Genomic DNA, 15,662 nt, shown 5'->3' on the forward strand with positions numbered 1-15,662 from the left:
ATCAGTTACACCGCAGTTCGATGTTGTTTTCAGCCGCATAAGCGTTTGAATCTGCATCGATAAGTGGCTGGATGATTTCCATGTCAGATGGGCCGAAATCCGAAATCAGCGACCATGTCTGCGCGGAAGCATCCCACTGCTGGATCGCCCCGGTGCCCGGACCACCATGGTTCTCACAGGTGACGGAGAATGCCGGGCCGAAGTTTGGCATGCCAAGCTCAGTCATCCGCACTTCGGTGATCGTCAGTGCTTCCATCCCGTCGCGCATATTGGCCGGGGTGATTTCAACGTTGCCGGCGATATCCTGTGCATTGCGCGCAGATTCAGCCATCAGCATCGCGGCATAAAAGCCCCGGTTATACAGCGCCGTACCGATATTATCGCCAGCACCGGCCGCAAGACCTTTGTCGACAACATATTCCTGAACATCCTCAAAAACCGGATACTCAGAACCAACACCCTGGAAGGTCACAGCCTTGTAGCCATTGGCCGCATCACCGGCAGGGAGCACGTCAGGTTCACCACCGGACCACCAGACGCCGATAAAGTTTTCCATTGGAAAACGGATATTTGCGGCTTCCTGAATGGCGACCTGGTTCATCACACCCCAGCCCCACATCAGCACATAGTCAGGACGTTCACGGCGGATTTGCAGCCACTGGGATTTTTGCTCCTGACCGGGATGATCAACCGGCAGCAACGTCAGATCAAAGCCATGTTTCTTGGCCAGTTCTTCCAATGTCCGGATCGGCTCTTTGCCATAAGCGGAGTTGTGATAGAGCAGCGCGACTTTCTTGCCCTGCAGATCGTCGCCGTTGATGTCCAGCAAGTGGTTCACCGCCAATGAGGCCGCATTCCAGTAGTTAGCCGGGAAGTTAAACACGTTGGAGAACACTTTGCCGTTCGCCGCGGATGTACGCCCGTAACCAGGTGTGTAAAGCGGAATACCGTCAGCGGTCACTTTTGGGATCAGCTGATAGGTGATGCCTGTGGACAGCGGGTTATAGACCAGAGCGCCTTCGCCCTTGGTGGCCTCATAACATTCAACACCCTTCTCGGTATTATAGCCGGTTTCGCATTCAATGATTTTTGTTTTTACGCCGCCGATGCCGCCATCGCGTTCATTCAAAAGGGTAAAATAGTCCGCATAGCCGTCAGCATAAGGAATGCCACCGGCCGCGTATGGGCCTGTGCGATAGCTGAGCGAAGGGAATACCAGCTCCGATGCCATTGCGGGCGCTGCGGTCAAAAAGGCCAGTACGGCCAGCTTGGTCAATCTAAATTTCATCAGTTGTCTCCTCCCGTGGATATCAAATTGATGGTTTCAACGTGCCAGGTTTGCCCTGGTCCTATTTTGTCAGCCCCCCGCTTAATGCGGGAATGGCCAAAGTCGCAATTTCTCCTTGGCAATGCGCCAGAGTTGCGCAAGCCCGTGGGGTTCAAGGATCAGGAACACAATGATCAACCCCCCGATCACCATGAATTCGAGATGCGCGGCCAGATCAGTCGGCCAGCCGAGCGCACCGACAAAGATATTTTTCATCAAAACCGGCATCAGAACCATAAAGGCCGCCCCCGCAAAGGATCCAAAAATCGAGCCCAGCCCGCCAATGATAACCATGAACAGGATCAGAAATGACTTTTGAATTCCAAAGGCTTCTCCGACTTCCGCCGCGCCGAGATAAACGGAAAAGAACAAGGCGCCGGAGACACCAATGAAAAAAGAGCTGATTGCAAATGCAGACAGTTTCGCCTTGAGCGGGTTCACCCCGATAATTTCAGCTGCGATGTCCATGTCGCGGATGGCCATCCATGAACGGCCCAAAGAACCACGTGTCAAATTGCGCGCAAGCCAGGCGCAGCCGGTTACAAACAGCAACACGACCATGTATTTGGCCCAGGCATCTGTGTTTGCTCCGGTGACAGGAATGGAGAGCACCGTACGCTCCGGCGCGGTGATCTGACCAGAAGCCGAATAGTTGTAAAACCACGGCACTTTATTGAACAACCACACCAGGAAGAACTGCGCCGCCAGGGTTGCGACCGCAAGATAGAACCCTTTGATCCGCAGGGATGGCAGGCCAAAGAGAACACCGACAACCGCAGTAACGGCTCCGGCCAGCAGAATGTGGATCAGGATCGACACGTCGGGAAAGCTCGTCATCAGTTTGTAGCTGGCATATGCGCCCACCGCCATGAACCCGCCGGTGCCCAGGCTGACCTGGCCGCAATAGCCAGTCAGGATGTTCAGACCGATGGCTGCGATCGTGTAGATCATCAAGGGAACAAAGACGGCGTTCGCCCAATAGTCATTGATAATAAAAGGAATAATCCCGAATGCAACCGCCAGGACCGCATAGTAACGCAGCCGGTCAAATTTGATTGGGAACGTCTGGCTGTCATCTTCATAGGACGTCTTAAAGTCGCCCGCCTCACGGTAAAACATCAGAGTACCCCCCTGGAAAGTCGCAGATAGCTGCCGGAGCCGAAAGAGCTGAACGCCGACCAGCCTGTGACATAAGAAATCGAACAGAGTTTCATTGCCTCAAACCCTTTCGATGATTTTTTCGCCAAACAGCCCCTGCGGACGGAAGACGAGGAAGATCAATGCCAGCACATAGGCGAACCAATTCTCGGTCGCGCCGCCCACAAGCGGGCCGATGGAGAATTCAAACAGCTTTTCTCCGACACCGATGATCAAGCCACCAACAATGGCCCCCGGGATCGAGGTAAAGCCACCAAGCATCAGCACCGGAAGTGCTTTAAGTGCAATCAATGAAAGGGAAAACTGTACGCCTGACTTGGCACCCCACATGATGCCTGCGACCAGGGCAACAAAACCCGCAATGGACCAGACCAACACCCAGATGAAACGCAGGGAGATGCCGACCGACAGGGCGGCCTGGTGGTCATCGGCCACGGCGCGAAGGGCACGGCCCTGTTTGGAATATTGCGAAAAAATCGTCAGCGCGGCGACCAGAAGGATGGCAACAACTGTGGCGACCATGTCGAGTTTGTCGATGAAAAACCCGTAGAAATTTTCGCCGCCCAGCCCAATGGTCATGTCTTCGATCCAAAATGATCCGCCCTGTGGCAACCCTACATCTAGTTTCTTGATCTCGGGGCCCCACATGATGTCGCCAAAACCTTCCATGAAATAGGCCAGACCAATGGTCGCCATGAACAGGATGATCTCCGGCTGGTTCACCAGGTGTTTAAGTATATATTTTTCCACGATAATCGCGAACAGGATCATCACCCCAAAAGCGAGAATGATGGCCGGGATCACCGGCACCGTCCAGGGGAAGTGCTCGAGCTCTGTGCCCATTACCGTGTTGATAAGCTTAGCAAAAGGGATCTGCCCCTTTTGAATACCCACCAGGGTCATCGCGGCAAAAAGCGCCATCACACCCTGGGCGTAGTTGAAAATGCCGGAAGCTTTGAAAATGAGCACAAAACCCAGCGCCACAAGCGCGTAGAGCACGCCGGCCATCAACCCGTTGATGATGACCTCGACCGCATAGAGAAACTGGTCAGGCATTAGTTAACCCCTCCGAACTTATATGAAAATTGCACATTCCGAGCCATGGGTTGTGCAAAAGCATGAACATCTGAGAACATTGCGGCGTCAGTCATGGCTGACCCCCAGATAGGCGTCGATCACCTTTTGATCGTTGCGCACCTCATCCGGTGTGCCGTCGCCGATTTTGCGGCCGTAATCCATCACCACCACGCGGTCCGACAGATCCATCACCACACCCATATCGTGTTCGATCAGCGCGATAGTGGTACCAAACTCATCGTTCACATCGAGAATGAAACGGGACATGTCTTCTTTTTCTTCGACATTCATCCCGGCCATGGGTTCATCCAGCAGCAGAAGCCTTGGTTCCGCCGCAAGAGCACGCGCCAGCTCGACCCGCTTTTTCAGACCATAGGGCAAGTTGCCAACTGGAGTTTTGCGGATGGTCTGGATTTCCAGAAAGTCGATGATGTTCTCGACCTTTTCCCGGTGCTCGGTTTCTTCCTTCTGGGCTTTGCCCCACCAGATGGCCTGGCTCAGCATGTTGGATTTCATTTTGGTCAGCCGGCCGGTCATAATATTGTCGAGCACCGACATGCCTTCAAACAGAGCGATGTTCTGAAACGTACGCGCAATGCCCTGGCGCGCCACCTGATAGGGCCGCATTTTCGGACGTATCGCGCCGTCAAACCAGACGTCCCCGTCGGACGGCACGTAAAATCCGGAGATCACGTTCAGCATCGACGATTTTCCGGCGCCATTGGGACCGATGATGGCGCGGATCTCACCTTCGCGGATGTCAAAGGAGATATCTTTGATAGCGACCACACCGCCAAAACGCAGGGTGATGTTTTTCATCTCCATCAGCGTGCCGCCAATTGTGCGGCCGTCGGCGGTCACATAGCTGTCCGGGCTCATAACATTCATTCTGCGGCCATCCTTGTTGTACCGCTCTGGATCGCCGCGTCACGCAGTTCCAGCGTGGCGGAGATCGATCCTTTGCGACCGTCTTCATAGGTGACTTCGGTTTCGGTATAGATCGAGCTTTCCCCGGCGTAGAGCGCGTCCAGCAGGTCACTGTATTTTTCTTCGACCACATTGCGGCGCACCTTGCGGGTGCGGGTCATTTCGCCGTCATCCGCGTCCAGCTCTTTGTGCAGCACAATAAAACGGTGGACCTGGCAGCCCGACAACATTTCATCCTGCGCAATGGAGTTGTTCACCTCAGAAATATGCTGCTGGATCGTGTCCAGCACCTGAGGATGGCCCGCCAACTCCTGATAGGAGGCATACGCGATGTTGTTGCGTTCGGCCCAGTTGCCCACCGCGGTCAGGTCGATGTTGATGAAAGCGGTACACATGTCGCGCCCGTTACCGAAGACAACAGCCTCAAGAATATTGGGGAAGAACTTGAGTTTGTTTTCCACGAACTTAGGCGCGAACATGCGACCGTCGGCCATTTTGCCAACGTCTTTGGCCCGGTCAATAATACGCAGGTGACCGGATGATTTTTCAATGAAACCCGCATCGCCGGTGGCGACCCAGCCCTCGGCGTCTTTGGTGCCGGCGGTGGAGGTGGGATTGTTGTAATATTCAACAAAAGTGCCGGGCGAGCGGTAGAACACTTCGCCGCTGTCATCAATTTTGACCTCAACCCCGGGCGAAGGCACGCCAACCGTATCGGAGCGCACTTCGCCGTCCGGTTGCTGAGTGATGAACACCGTCGCTTCGGTCTGGCCATAGAGTTGTTTCAGGTTGATCCCCAGCGAGCGGTAGAAATCAAACAGTTCCGGGCCGATCGCTTCGCCGGCGGTGTAACCGATGCGGACGCGGGACAGGCCAAGCGTGTTTTTCAGCGGACCATAGATGAACAGATCGCCCATCTTATATTGCAGCCGGTCCACGAAGGAGACCGGTTTGCCGTCGAGGATATCGCTACCAACCTTGCGGGCATGCGCCATGTAATAGTCGAACAGTTTCTTTTTGAAGCGCCCGGAATCTTCCATGCGGATCATCACATTGGTCAGCTGGGTTTCAAAGATGCGCGGCGGGGCGAAATAGTATGTCGGCCCGATTTCGCGCAGGTCGGTCATCATTGTCTCCGCGCTCTCGGGGCAGTTGACGCAAAAGCCGCACCACATTTGCTGGCCGACGGAAAAGATGAAATCACCAACCCAGGCCATCGGCAGATAAGCGAGGATTTCCTCGTTCGGGCCGAGGTGGTCAAACTCAGAAGAGTTGCGCGCGGTCTCAACCACATTGCGGTTGGAAAGCACCACGCCTTTGGGCCGGCCGGTGGTGCCGGATGTGTAAAGCATCACAGCGGTGCTGTCGTAGTCCAGCGCGGCGATGCGCCGGTCGAGCTCATCTTCAAGGCGGGAATGGGCGGCGCGGCCCTCGGCCGAGATATCCGCCAGCGCATTGAGGTGGCTGTGGTCGTATTTGCGCATGCCGCGTTTGTCGACATAGATCACATGTTCAATGTGTTGCACAGTTTCCTGAGCGTCGATCACCTTGTCGACCTGTTCCTGGTCGCCGCAGATCACAAAGCGGGCGCCGCAGTTGTCGAGCACATATTCCATCTCGTCCGCCACCGCGTCCTGATAGAGTGGCACCGGAACGGCGCCGGCCATCTGCGCCGCCACCATGGTCCAGTAGAGCGACGGGCGGTTGCGCCCGATCACCGCCACATGGTCGCCGGGCTCCATGCCCAGAGCAAGGAAGCCGAGCGCGATGGCGCGGATTTCCTCCGCCGCCTCCGCCCAGGTCCAGCTTTGCCAGATGCCATATTCTTTTTCACGGAACGCAGGAGCGTTACCGAATTCTCTCGCGTTCCGGGCCAGAAGCGCAGGAACAGAAACAAGCCCCCCGCGGGGCTGCGCTAAAGTTATCAAATCCAATCCTCCCTGCACCAGAGCCCGGCTCTGGCGGTCGCGGCTTTTATACGAATCCGCTTTGGTCCAACCGTGACGAGACTGATCTTTCAGGTCAAACATTTCTTAACTTTGTCGCAATCCTAACGAATTGTAACAGCGCGCAAAGGGCTTTCCCCTGCCCGCCCTTGCTGGTAGCCAGACAGGCGGAGGGTGATTTTATGACGTCCAAGACCCTGGCTCTGACCCAGTCCGGATTGAACCTGATTGCCCAGGCGCTGTCGATTTTCGACCAGGACCTGCGGCTGGTGGTCTGCAACCGGCGCTATCGTGACCTGTTTGATCTGCCAAAAGAGCTGACCACGGCGGGGGCCCGCTTTGAAGACACCATCCGCTACCTGGTGCAGCGGGGCGAATATGACGAAGTAGAAGATCCGGAGGCCTTTGTGCAGGACCGGGTGGATCAGGCGCGCGCCTTTGAGCCGCATTATCTGGAACGACAGCGCGCCAATGGCGACACCATTTCGATCGAGGGCAGCCCGCTGCCGTCCGGCGGCTGGGTCGCGGTCTATACTGACATCACCGCGCTGAAAGTTCAGGAGCGATTGCTGCGCAGCCGCTCGGATGATCTGGCCGAGCAGGTGTTTGAATATGCAGAAGAATTAAGCGCCAGCAACCGGGCTTTGGCAGCGACAAACGCGACCTTGCAGGAGACCCAGCACGAGCTGACCGAGATGGCGGCACGGGCGCGGATGACCGCAGAAATGATGCCCGCCCATATCGCCCGGATTGACCGGGCGCGGCGCTATACCTATTCCAACCGGCAGCTCAGCACAGTGATGCCCTCACGCCCGTCCGAGATCACCGGCAAGCTGATATCGGAGACGCTGGACGGCGGCGCTTATGATCAGATCAAACCCTCGCTGGACCGCGCATTTCAGGGCACATCCAACGTATTTGAATTCACCGATGACGTCTCCAGCCGGCGGATCCGGGTGGCCTTTACGCCGGACAGAAGCGAGGCCGGTGCGGTCAGCGGTGTCTATATCCTGTCGATGGATATCACCGAAGAAGCCCAGGCACGTGCGGCGCTGGCACAGACCCATAAACGCGAACTGGCAGCACAGCTGACCAATGGGCTGGCGCATGATTTCTCGAATCTTCTGACCATTATTCTGGGCGCGCAAAGCCGTCTGGGACGTCAGAGCCTGGACAAAGCGGCGCAGGAACTGGTGCATGCCACCACCGCAGCGGCCAGACGTGGCGGCCGGTTGCTGAACCGGCTGGCAAAAATATCCGGCCCGCGGGAGATGCGGCCGGTGGCAACAGACTTGCCCGGATTGCTGCGCGAGATCGTGATCCTGGCAAAACCCTCGTTGCCGGAAGGCATCGCGCTGGAGCTGAATATTTCCCGGATGCCCGCCCTGCTGGATCTGGATCCGGCATCGCTGCAGGACAGTCTGCTAAATCTGATTATCAATGCCCGCGACGCGATCGGGGACCAGGGGCGGATCTGTATTTCCGCCAGTGTCCGGCGCGACACCTGGGTCGAAATCCAGGTTTGTGACAGCGGCGGTGGGTTTTCCGCAGAAGCGCTGCGGCACGCGCTGGATCCGTTTTTCACCACCAAGGGCGGCGAAGGTTCGGGGCTGGGCCTGTCGATGGTTTATGATCTGGTGCAGCTTGCGGGCGGGCATGTGCGGCTGGAAAACACCGGGCCTGGCGCCTGTGTCACCCTGCGTCTGCCGCTGCGCCTGCCGCCGCTGCACGCCAAAGCCGATGCCACATCGCTGTTGGTGTTGCTGATTGAGGACAATGCCGATATCCGCACCCTGGTGCGCGAAATGCTGGTGGACATGGGGCATCAGGTTATTGAGGCCGCAAGCGCCGAAGAAGGTCTGGCTCTGGCCCACATAGACGGGCTGGGTCTGGTGCTGTCTGACATTTCACTGGAGCACCGCAGCGCCGGCCTGGATCTCGCGCGCAAAATCCGCGATACGGCGCCCTGCCCGGTGCGGCTGATGACATCGCGCAGCGTCAATGATCCGATTCGCATAGAAGCGGCCCGCGACGGTCCGGTGATCGGCAAACCTTTTACCGCCACGCAGCTGAACGTATTTTTGAGAGAGGAGCCGGGCAATGACTGACGCGCCGATGATTGCCATTCTGGATGACGAACCCCAGATCCGCATGTTGCTGTCAGAAGCGCTGGAGGAGGCCGGGTTCCGCACCGCTTGTTTTGGCCGCGCCACCGAATTTGAGGCGGCGTTGAAATCGATGTCGCCTGATGTGTGCCTGGTGGACCTGGGATTGCCGGATCGCGATGGCCTGGCGCTGGTACACCGGCTGGCGTTGGAAAGTGGCGCCTCGATCATCATCATTTCCGGTCGCGCGCAAGTACAGGACCGGGTCACCGGGCTGGAGCTTGGCGCCGATGATTACATCATCAAACCGTTTGATCCGTCTGAGGTCGTGGCAAGGGTGCGGGTGCGGCTGCGCGCCGGTCGAGACACCGGCAGAGCGGCCAATATCGCCCGGTTTGCCGGTTGGGTTGCCGAATTTGACCGCTACATGCTGCGCGCTGAAGATGGCCGTGAGGTGGCGTTTTCCCACGCCGAGGGCGAAGTGCTGCGGCTGTTTCTGGAAGCGCCGAAACGCTTGATCTCCCGGGCGCAGATGCAGGAGCAACTGGGCGGCGCGGCGGGCGAAAGTTTTGACCGCGCGATGGATGTGCGGATTTCACGGCTGCGCACCAAGCTGGGGGAAGACCCGAAAAACCCACGCCTGATCAAAACCATTTATGGGGCCGGATATATTTTCCTGGGCGATGTCAGCTGGGAATAGGCCGGCACGGGGCGGGCACGGCCTTTGCTCTTTTCAAGTGGCTCTGGTTCTGATTCAAAGAAGGTCTCACCGGGGCTATTTCTATGTTGCACGTTCTTCTTTTGCGCCAGGCGGAACTGGCCGCGGCCCGGTATTACCGGGTCGAAGTGGCCTATAACCTGTTTGGCGAATATTCGGTGTTGCGCGAATGGGGCGCGACCGGGCGTCCGGGGCAATATCGCATTTGCTGGTTTTCCAATTTACGCGAAGCCTGTAAAGCTGCTGACAGGTGGCGTTGCGCGGCAAGTGGCCGTGGATATGCTGAGGTCTGACATAGTGGAATTGAAATGACACATCTTTGGGTACGCGCCGAGCAACGGCAACATGAAGAACGGGTGGGACTGACGCCTGAGGGTGCCCGGGCGCTTATTGACGCCGGGATCCAGGTCACGGTGGAAGACAGTTCGGTGCGCGCGATTGAGATCGACGGCTATGTCGACGCCGGCTGCGAGATTGCCGAGGAAAACTCCTGGCCCGATGCGCCGGCGGATGCGATCATTTTTGGGCTGAAAGAGCTGCCCGAAGATGGCAGCCCGCTGAGCCATCGTCACATTATGTTTGGTCATGCCTATAAGGGCCAGGGCGACGGGCGTATTCTGCTGGACCGGTTCAAGGCCGGGGGCGGTACCCTGTATGACCTGGAATACCTGGTGGATGAAAACGGCCGCCGGGTTGCGGCTTTTGGCTATTGGGCCGGTTATGCCGGTGCGGCGGTGGCGCTGAAATGCTGGGCGGTGCAACAGGCGGGCGAAGAGATTGAGCCGATGGGCACCTACCCTTCTGCCGCCGAAATGCAGGACGATGTCAGCGCCGATCTGAACGCCAGTGGCGGTCCGCGACCCACGGCGCTGATCATTGGCGCTCTGGGCCGCGTCGGCACCGGCGCCAGCGATCTCTGTGAAGAGCTGGGTGTTGCGGTGACAAAATGGGACATGGCGGAGACAGCGTCCGGCGGGCCGTTCCCGGAAATCCTGCAGCATGACATATTCTTCAACTGCATCCTTGCCGCGCCCGGCTGTCCGGTGTTTGTGCCGGAAAGCGCCAAGGCGGCACCGCGTAAACTGGGTGTGATCGGCGATATTGCCTGTGACCCCGGCTCTGAATTCTCGCCGGTCAAAGTCTATGATGATGTGACCACATGGGATGAGCCGGCGCTGCGGGTGCATGAGAATCCGCCGCTTGATGTCACCGCGATCGACAATCTGCCCTCAATGCTGCCGGTGGAAAGCTCGCTTGATTATTCTGAACAGCTGTTGCCGTCTCTGGCAACGCTTGGGGATCTGGACGCGGGTGTCTGGGGCCGGGCAAAAGCCGAATTTGACAAACATATCTGAGGATTAACGCTATGACCATTCACTGGTGTGGAACCGGCCTTTCGGCCATCCCCGGGCTGCGACGCCTGATTGAAGCGGGTCTGGACGTCACCGTCTGGAACCGGACCACAGCCAAGGCGCAGGACGCGGTTGGCGATCTGACCCAAGATATCAAAGCGTTCAGCGTTGAGGCACTTGAGGCTGATCTGGCGGCCGGTGATGTGGTGGTCTCGATGTTGCCCGGCGACATGCATGTGCCGCTGGCAAAACTGGCCATTGCTGCTTCGGCGCATTTTGTGTCCTCTTCCTATATCGCGCCCGAGATGCGGGCGCTGAATCAGGCCGCCAGAGACGCCGGCGTGGCGCTGGTCAATGAGGTGGGTCTTGATCCGGGCATCGACCATCTGATGGCGCATGACCTGGTGGCGGATTACCGTGCCAGCGCCGGGTTTGATGCAGGGAATGAACTGTCGTTCGTTTCTTATTGTGGCGGTGTGCCCAAAGAGGCCAATGACTTCCGCTACAAATTCAGCTGGTCGCCGCTGGGCGTATTGAAAGCGCTGCGCTCGCCGTCAAAATCCATCCGGGATTTCAAGGAATTCAATGTCGCGCGCCCCTGGGATGCATTGGGCGCATATGACGCGCCGCTGGAAGTGCCGGAGAGCTTTGAGGTCTATCCGAACCGCGACTCACTGCCGTTTATGGAGGACTATGGTTTTGACAAATCATGGAAGGTGCGGGAATTCGTGCGCGGCACCCTGCGGCTGAACGGTTGGGCGGCGGCCTGGGCCGATGTGTTCACCGAAATCGAAACCCTGTCGGGCGACGCCGGTGAAGCCCGCCTGAAGGAAATGTCGGACCAGTTCTGGGACGCACATTCTTACAACGAAGGCGAAGCCGACCGGGTGGTGATGTGCGTCTCGCTGAAAGCGGAAAAAGACGGCGCGACCGTCTGGCACAAAACCTGGGCGATGGATGCCTGGGGCGACGCCACCAGCACGGCGATGGCGCGTCTGGTCTCCAACCCTGTTTCGCTGGCGATTGAAGCAGTGACCGCTGGCACCATCGCGCCGGGCGTCTCTGCGGCGCCAAGTGATCCGGCGCTGGTCAAATCCTGGCTCGGCACGGTCGACACACTGAGCCAGCAACTGCATAAAAACGATCACCTGTCGGCGTAAATTTCATCTTCCTCGAGGCCGGGATCAATGCCGAGCCTTTCCAGCCCGGCTTCGAGGTACTCCGCCAGTAAGGGCACGCCGATCAGATATTCCTCTGCCGAAATGTTGAGGTCGGTGCGCACGGTTTGAATGGCCTCGTCCCACTCTACAGGGGCAAAGGTTTCGCGGCCGATCCACATGATCACCACCAGCGCCCGTTGCTCATCGAAATTCAGCCCGGAAATAAAGGCGCGCAACTCCCGTTCAGTCGCATCAGAACTGCGCGACTGCAGGATAGTGCCGCCGTCAGTGCTGTCTCCGGGACCGTCCCAGCGCGCGACTTTCACATCAAGTTCACGGGCACGGAGGATCACATGGGCCACGGTTCTGGGGCTGATGTTTTTCATCACCGGCCTCCTTTCTTTACGTGACATCAGGGTGCAGCAACAGCGCCGCGCCGCATATGACACGGATCAAAAGTGGCGGCTTGAGATGCAGCGCCACCATTGGCAGTGCCTGATGATACAGCATCCGCCGCCTCAGGTCACGCCAGCCACTGCGTGCAGTGTAAGGACGGTGCGCAACCAGGCCGGAGGCTTGATTGCCTTCCGGTTGCCAGGGCGGTGTCTGGCCCGCGTCAGTCGGATTTGGGCACAGAAATCGGGACCACGTTTTGTGCCACTTCCGGGGCGATTTCCTCAAAGTCGAAATTGTCGAGGCGTTTGGCGCGGCGGCCGGCTTTGTCGGCCGAAATGCGGATGTCAGCGATGTCTTTGGCGGCCTGACCAAAGTGACGGTCAAGGTTTTCAACCCGTGTGCCCAGCCGGTCCACATCCGATGAGAGCAGCCCCAATTCTTTGCGGATGGCGCCGGCCTGCTCGCGCATACGGGCGTCTTTCAGGATCGCGCGCATGGTGTTGAGCGTCGCCATGCAGGTGGTGGGCGAGACGATCCAGACCCTTGCCGCAAAACCTTCGCGCACCAGTTCGGGGAAGTTGGAATGCAGTTCTGCATAGACCGCCTCTGAGGGCAGGAACATCAAGGCGCCGTCAGCGGTTTCGCCCTCGATGATGTATTTTTCCGAGATGTCCTTGATATGTTTGCGGATCGCGGTGCGCAGGGCGGCATTGGCCTCTTTCACTTCGCGATCGTTGCTCGCTTTGCGCAGCGCCTCATAGGCTTCCAGCGGGAATTTGCTGTCTATCGCGATCGGGCCCGGAGGGTTGGGCAGATGGATCAGGCAATCGGCGCGTTTGCCGTTGGACAGGGTGGCCTGCATGGTGAAACTGTCACTCGGCATCGCTTTGATGACGATGTCATTCAGCTGAATTTCCCCGAAGGCGCCGCGGGTCTGTTTGTTGGACAGGATGTCCTGCAGACTCAGCACATTGCCCGACAGTTTTTCGATGTTCTCCTGGGCTTTGTCGATGGTGGCGAGCCGTTCCTGCAGCGCGGTCAGCGACGTCACCGTCTGTTTCGCACTGCCGTGCAGGGTGGCGTTCATTTTCTCCTGCATCTCGGCGAGATTTTTGCCGGTTTTGAGCTGCACATCAGAGAGGCTTTCTTTCATCGACAGTTGCACCTGGGACAGGCTGTCAGCCATGTTGCGCTGGACGCGTGCGAGGTTGTCAGACAGGTTCAGCTGCACATCAGTGAGCCGGGTCTCCATCAGCTTGCTCATATTGGCCTGGCTGGTGGTCTGGGTTTCAGACACATGCCGCAGGCCACCGGCAAGCTGGTGCTGCCCGTCTGACAGCGATTGTACCCGCTGGTCCAACCCCTGCATCTGTTGTGCCATCGGCGCGGTCATCGCCGCTGATTGTCCGGCGCGGCGCAGGATCATCAACAGCAGGACCAGCAGCAGAAAGCCGAGGCCAAGCCCGAACAGGCCCAGCAGAAACGCCGGGTCGGTGAATGCAAATTCTGTTTCGCCAATCTGGATCATGTGCGGCCAAAAAGCCTTTCGATATCGGAGAGCTTCAGCTCAACATAGGTGGGTCGGCCGTGGTTGCACTGGCCGGAATGGGGGGTGGCTTCCATTTCGCGCAGCAGCGCGTTCATCTCATCGGCCTGGAGGCGGCGGCCGGTACGCACAGAACCGTGGCAGGCGACACGCGACAGCACCGCTTCAATACGGGCCTGCACCGTCTGGCTGTCGCCGAGATCGGCAAGCTCGTCCAGAATGTCCAGCAGCATCGGACGGGCTTCAATGCGGCCAAGGATGGCGGGGGTCTCGCGCACCGCCACGGCGCCGCCGCCAAAGGGCTCAATCACCAGGCCAAGCCGGGCGAGATCATCCGTAAGAGAGAGCAGCGCGGCGGCGTCGCCTTCGCTCATTTCGACAATCTCGGGGATCAGCAACGCCTGCGACGCCACGCCGTTTTCCGCCATCTGCGCTTTCAGTTTTTCATAGACCAGCCGTTCATGCGCCGCGTGGGCGTCGACCAGAACGATGCCATCGCGGGTCTGGGCGAGGATATAGTTTTCATGCAGATGGGCCCGCGCTGCGCCCAGCGGCCGCTCGCTCAGCGCCGGGTCGATGGGCGGTTCTTCCACCCGCACCGAGGGGGCGGCGGCCTCGGAAAATCCAGGAGTGTCAAAACCTTGCGCCGGTTGTTCGTAAGACGGCTGACCAAAACCCTGGCCCGCAAAGCCGTCCGGCGCCTGGCCCTGAAAGGCGGCGTCCAGCGCCTGCTGACCAGGGCGGTGCGGCGGGGCATAGCTGCCGTAGCCTCCCCCAGACCGGTCCATCTGATAGGCACGCGGCGCGCCGGGCTGTTCCGGGCGCATGGCACCAAGGGTGGCGTCTGCCACCGTGGTGGAGGCGCGGTGACCTGCGCCGGCAAGTGCGTGGCGCAGGGCCGAAACAATCAAGCCGCGCGCCACCCCGGGGTCACGAAAGCGCACTTCGGATTTGGCCGGGTGCACGTTGACATCGACCCGGTGCGGATCCACGTCGATGAACAGGCAGGCTGCCGGGTGACGGTCACGCGACAGGAAGTCAAAATAAGCGCCACGCAGTGCCCCGATCAGCAGTTTGTCCCGCACCGGCCGGCCGTTGACAAACAGGTATTGCGCCACAGCTGAGCCGCGCGAATAGGTCGGCAGTGCGGCATAACCGGTCAGGTGATGGCCTTCGCGTTCGGCGTCAATTTTCAGCGCATTGTCGGCAAACTCGCGGCCCAGCACGGTGCCAAGCCGCGCATGTAACGCGTCAAACATATCACCGCTCTGGGCGTCGGCACGGAAAGTCACCCGACCTTCGCCACCGCCGGACACATCGCGCAGGGTGAAGCCGATAAAAGGCTCGGCCATCGCCAGACGTTTGACCACATCGCCGATGGCCTGGTTTTCAGCCCGGTCGGTGCGCAGGAATTTCAGCCGCGCCGGGGTGGCAAAAAACAGGTCGCGCAGCTCAATCACCGTGCCGCGCGTAATGGCGGCGGGCCGGACCGGTTCCGTCTTGCCGCCGTTGACCGAAATACTGGCGCCCTCGCCGCCTTTGATGCGCGAAGTGATGGTGAGCCGGCCCACCGCGCCGAGCGACGGCAAAGCTTCGCCACGAAAACCAAAGGTGTGGATGTCGAGCAGGTCAGAGCCGTCAATTTTGGAGGTGGCGTGGCGGCTGAGCGCCAGCGGCAGTTCGTCCGCAGTCATGCCCCAGCCGTCATCGGTCACCCGGATCAGGCTTTTGCCGCCATCTGCGATCGCAATTTCAATGCGGGTGGCGCCGGCATCAATGGCGTTTTCCACCAGTTCTTTGACCGCGGAGGCCGGGCGCTCCACCACCTCCCCCGCAGCGATACGGTTGATGGCGGCGTCATCAAGCTGACGAATGACCGCACGGGAATCGCGGTTCTGGGCGGCAGGTTCTGTCATAGATCAGGAGTAACACGGGCAGGGCCACCCTGCT

13 protein-coding genes are annotated in these 15,662 nt (G+C 58.8%); 5 read left to right on the forward strand and 8 right to left on the reverse strand.

The window, feature by feature from the left end:
* Position 1 precedes the first annotated feature (1 nt).
* From DWA01_RS13345 to DWA01_RS13365, 5 genes are all read right to left on the reverse strand, one after another.
* Positions 2-1,288 (reverse strand): ABC transporter substrate-binding protein, encoded by a 1,287-nt coding sequence (locus tag DWA01_RS13345; RefSeq protein ID WP_114286312.1) that lies wholly within the window; start codon positions 1,286-1,288, stop codon positions 2-4.
* An 81-nt stretch (positions 1,289-1,369) separates the two neighbouring features.
* Positions 1,370-2,446, reverse strand: coding sequence for a branched-chain amino acid ABC transporter permease (locus DWA01_RS13350; protein WP_114286313.1), 1,077 nt, complete (start codon positions 2,444-2,446; stop codon positions 1,370-1,372).
* Positions 2,447-2,545: 99 nt separating this feature from the next.
* A complete protein-coding gene (locus DWA01_RS13355; protein WP_114286314.1) occupies positions 2,546-3,541 on the reverse strand; it encodes a branched-chain amino acid ABC transporter permease in 996 nt (331 codons plus the stop codon).
* An 87-nt stretch (positions 3,542-3,628) separates the two neighbouring features.
* Positions 3,629-4,450: an ABC transporter ATP-binding protein gene (locus DWA01_RS13360; protein ID WP_114286315.1), complete on the reverse strand. Its 822-nt coding sequence runs from the start codon at positions 4,448-4,450 to the stop codon at positions 3,629-3,631.
* A complete protein-coding gene (locus DWA01_RS13365) occupies positions 4,447-6,417 on the reverse strand; it encodes an AMP-binding protein (RefSeq protein WP_235008551.1) in 1,971 nt (656 codons plus the stop codon). Before DWA01_RS13365 ends, DWA01_RS13360 begins: the two co-directional genes overlap by 4 nt.
* A gap of 200 nt (positions 6,418-6,617) precedes the next feature.
* Between DWA01_RS13365 and DWA01_RS13370 the strand changes: the two genes are divergently transcribed.
* The 5 genes from DWA01_RS13370 (at position 6,618) to DWA01_RS13390 (ending at position 11,770) form a co-directional block, all read left to right on the forward strand.
* Entirely contained in the window at positions 6,618-8,543 is a 1,926-nt protein-coding gene (locus tag DWA01_RS13370; protein ID WP_114286317.1) for a hybrid sensor histidine kinase/response regulator, read from the forward strand.
* Positions 8,536-9,240, forward strand: coding sequence for a response regulator transcription factor (locus DWA01_RS13375; protein ID WP_114286318.1), 705 nt, complete (start codon positions 8,536-8,538; stop codon positions 9,238-9,240). Before DWA01_RS13370 ends, DWA01_RS13375 begins: the two co-directional genes overlap by 8 nt.
* Before the next feature lie 83 nt (positions 9,241-9,323).
* A complete protein-coding gene (locus tag DWA01_RS13380; RefSeq protein WP_114286319.1) occupies positions 9,324-9,551 on the forward strand; it encodes a WGR domain-containing protein in 228 nt (75 codons plus the stop codon).
* A gap of 15 nt (positions 9,552-9,566) precedes the next feature.
* Positions 9,567-10,613 carry a saccharopine dehydrogenase gene (locus DWA01_RS13385; RefSeq protein WP_114286320.1) on the forward strand — a complete coding sequence of 349 codons (1,047 nt, stop codon included), beginning with the start codon at positions 9,567-9,569 and terminating at the stop codon, positions 10,611-10,613.
* A gap of 11 nt (positions 10,614-10,624) precedes the next feature.
* Positions 10,625-11,770 carry a saccharopine dehydrogenase family protein gene (locus DWA01_RS13390; RefSeq protein ID WP_114286321.1) on the forward strand — a complete coding sequence of 382 codons (1,146 nt, stop codon included), beginning with the start codon at positions 10,625-10,627 and terminating at the stop codon, positions 11,768-11,770.
* Here the strand turns inward: DWA01_RS13390 and DWA01_RS13395 are convergent.
* The 3 genes from DWA01_RS13395 to mutL all read right to left on the reverse strand — a co-directional run bounded on the left by DWA01_RS13395 (position 11,755) and on the right by mutL (position 15,628).
* The gene (locus DWA01_RS13395; protein ID WP_114286322.1) at positions 11,755-12,156 is read right to left on the reverse strand and encodes a DUF3775 domain-containing protein; all 402 of its coding nucleotides are present in this window, start codon (positions 12,154-12,156) and stop codon (positions 11,755-11,757) included. The genes DWA01_RS13390 and DWA01_RS13395 overlap by 16 nt on opposite strands.
* Before the next feature lie 230 nt (positions 12,157-12,386).
* Positions 12,387-13,694, reverse strand: coding sequence for a DNA recombination protein RmuC (locus tag DWA01_RS13400; RefSeq protein WP_114286323.1), 1,308 nt, complete (start codon positions 13,692-13,694; stop codon positions 12,387-12,389).
* Entirely contained in the window at positions 13,691-15,628 is a 1,938-nt protein-coding gene (gene mutL / locus DWA01_RS13405; protein ID WP_114286324.1) for a DNA mismatch repair endonuclease MutL, read from the reverse strand. Before mutL ends, DWA01_RS13400 begins: the two co-directional genes overlap by 4 nt.
* Positions 15,629-15,662 lie beyond the last annotated feature (34 nt).

The organism is Candidatus Halocynthiibacter alkanivorans (genome assembly GCF_003333265.1).
Lineage (GTDB): Bacteria > Pseudomonadota > Alphaproteobacteria > Rhodobacterales > Rhodobacteraceae > Halocyntiibacter_A > Halocyntiibacter_A alkanivorans.

Excerpts from the sequence above, each read along its gene's own strand:
- DWA01_RS13345 (WP_114286312.1), bottom strand. The coding sequence starts at position 1,288 with ATGAAATTTAGATTGACCAAGCTGGCCGTACTGGCCTTTTTGACCGCA.
- DWA01_RS13350 (WP_114286313.1), bottom strand. The coding sequence starts at position 2,446 with ATGTTTTACCGTGAGGCGGGCGACTTTAAGACGTCCTATGAAGATGAC.
- DWA01_RS13355 (WP_114286314.1), bottom strand. The coding sequence starts at position 3,541 with ATGCCTGACCAGTTTCTCTATGCGGTCGAGGTCATCATCAACGGGTTG.
- DWA01_RS13360 (WP_114286315.1), bottom strand. The coding sequence starts at position 4,450 with ATGAATGTTATGAGCCCGGACAGCTATGTGACCGCCGACGGCCGCACA.
- DWA01_RS13370 (WP_114286317.1), top strand. The coding sequence starts at position 6,618 with ATGACGTCCAAGACCCTGGCTCTGACCCAGTCCGGATTGAACCTGATT.
- DWA01_RS13375 (WP_114286318.1), top strand. The coding sequence starts at position 8,536 with ATGACTGACGCGCCGATGATTGCCATTCTGGATGACGAACCCCAGATC.
- DWA01_RS13380 (WP_114286319.1), top strand. The coding sequence starts at position 9,324 with ATGTTGCACGTTCTTCTTTTGCGCCAGGCGGAACTGGCCGCGGCCCGG.
- DWA01_RS13385 (WP_114286320.1), top strand. The coding sequence starts at position 9,567 with ATGACACATCTTTGGGTACGCGCCGAGCAACGGCAACATGAAGAACGG.
- DWA01_RS13390 (WP_114286321.1), top strand. The coding sequence starts at position 10,625 with ATGACCATTCACTGGTGTGGAACCGGCCTTTCGGCCATCCCCGGGCTG.
- DWA01_RS13395 (WP_114286322.1), bottom strand. The coding sequence starts at position 12,156 with ATGAAAAACATCAGCCCCAGAACCGTGGCCCATGTGATCCTCCGTGCC.
- DWA01_RS13400 (WP_114286323.1), bottom strand. The coding sequence starts at position 13,694 with ATGATCCAGATTGGCGAAACAGAATTTGCATTCACCGACCCGGCGTTT.
- mutL (WP_114286324.1), bottom strand. The coding sequence starts at position 15,628 with ATGACAGAACCTGCCGCCCAGAACCGCGATTCCCGTGCGGTCATTCGT.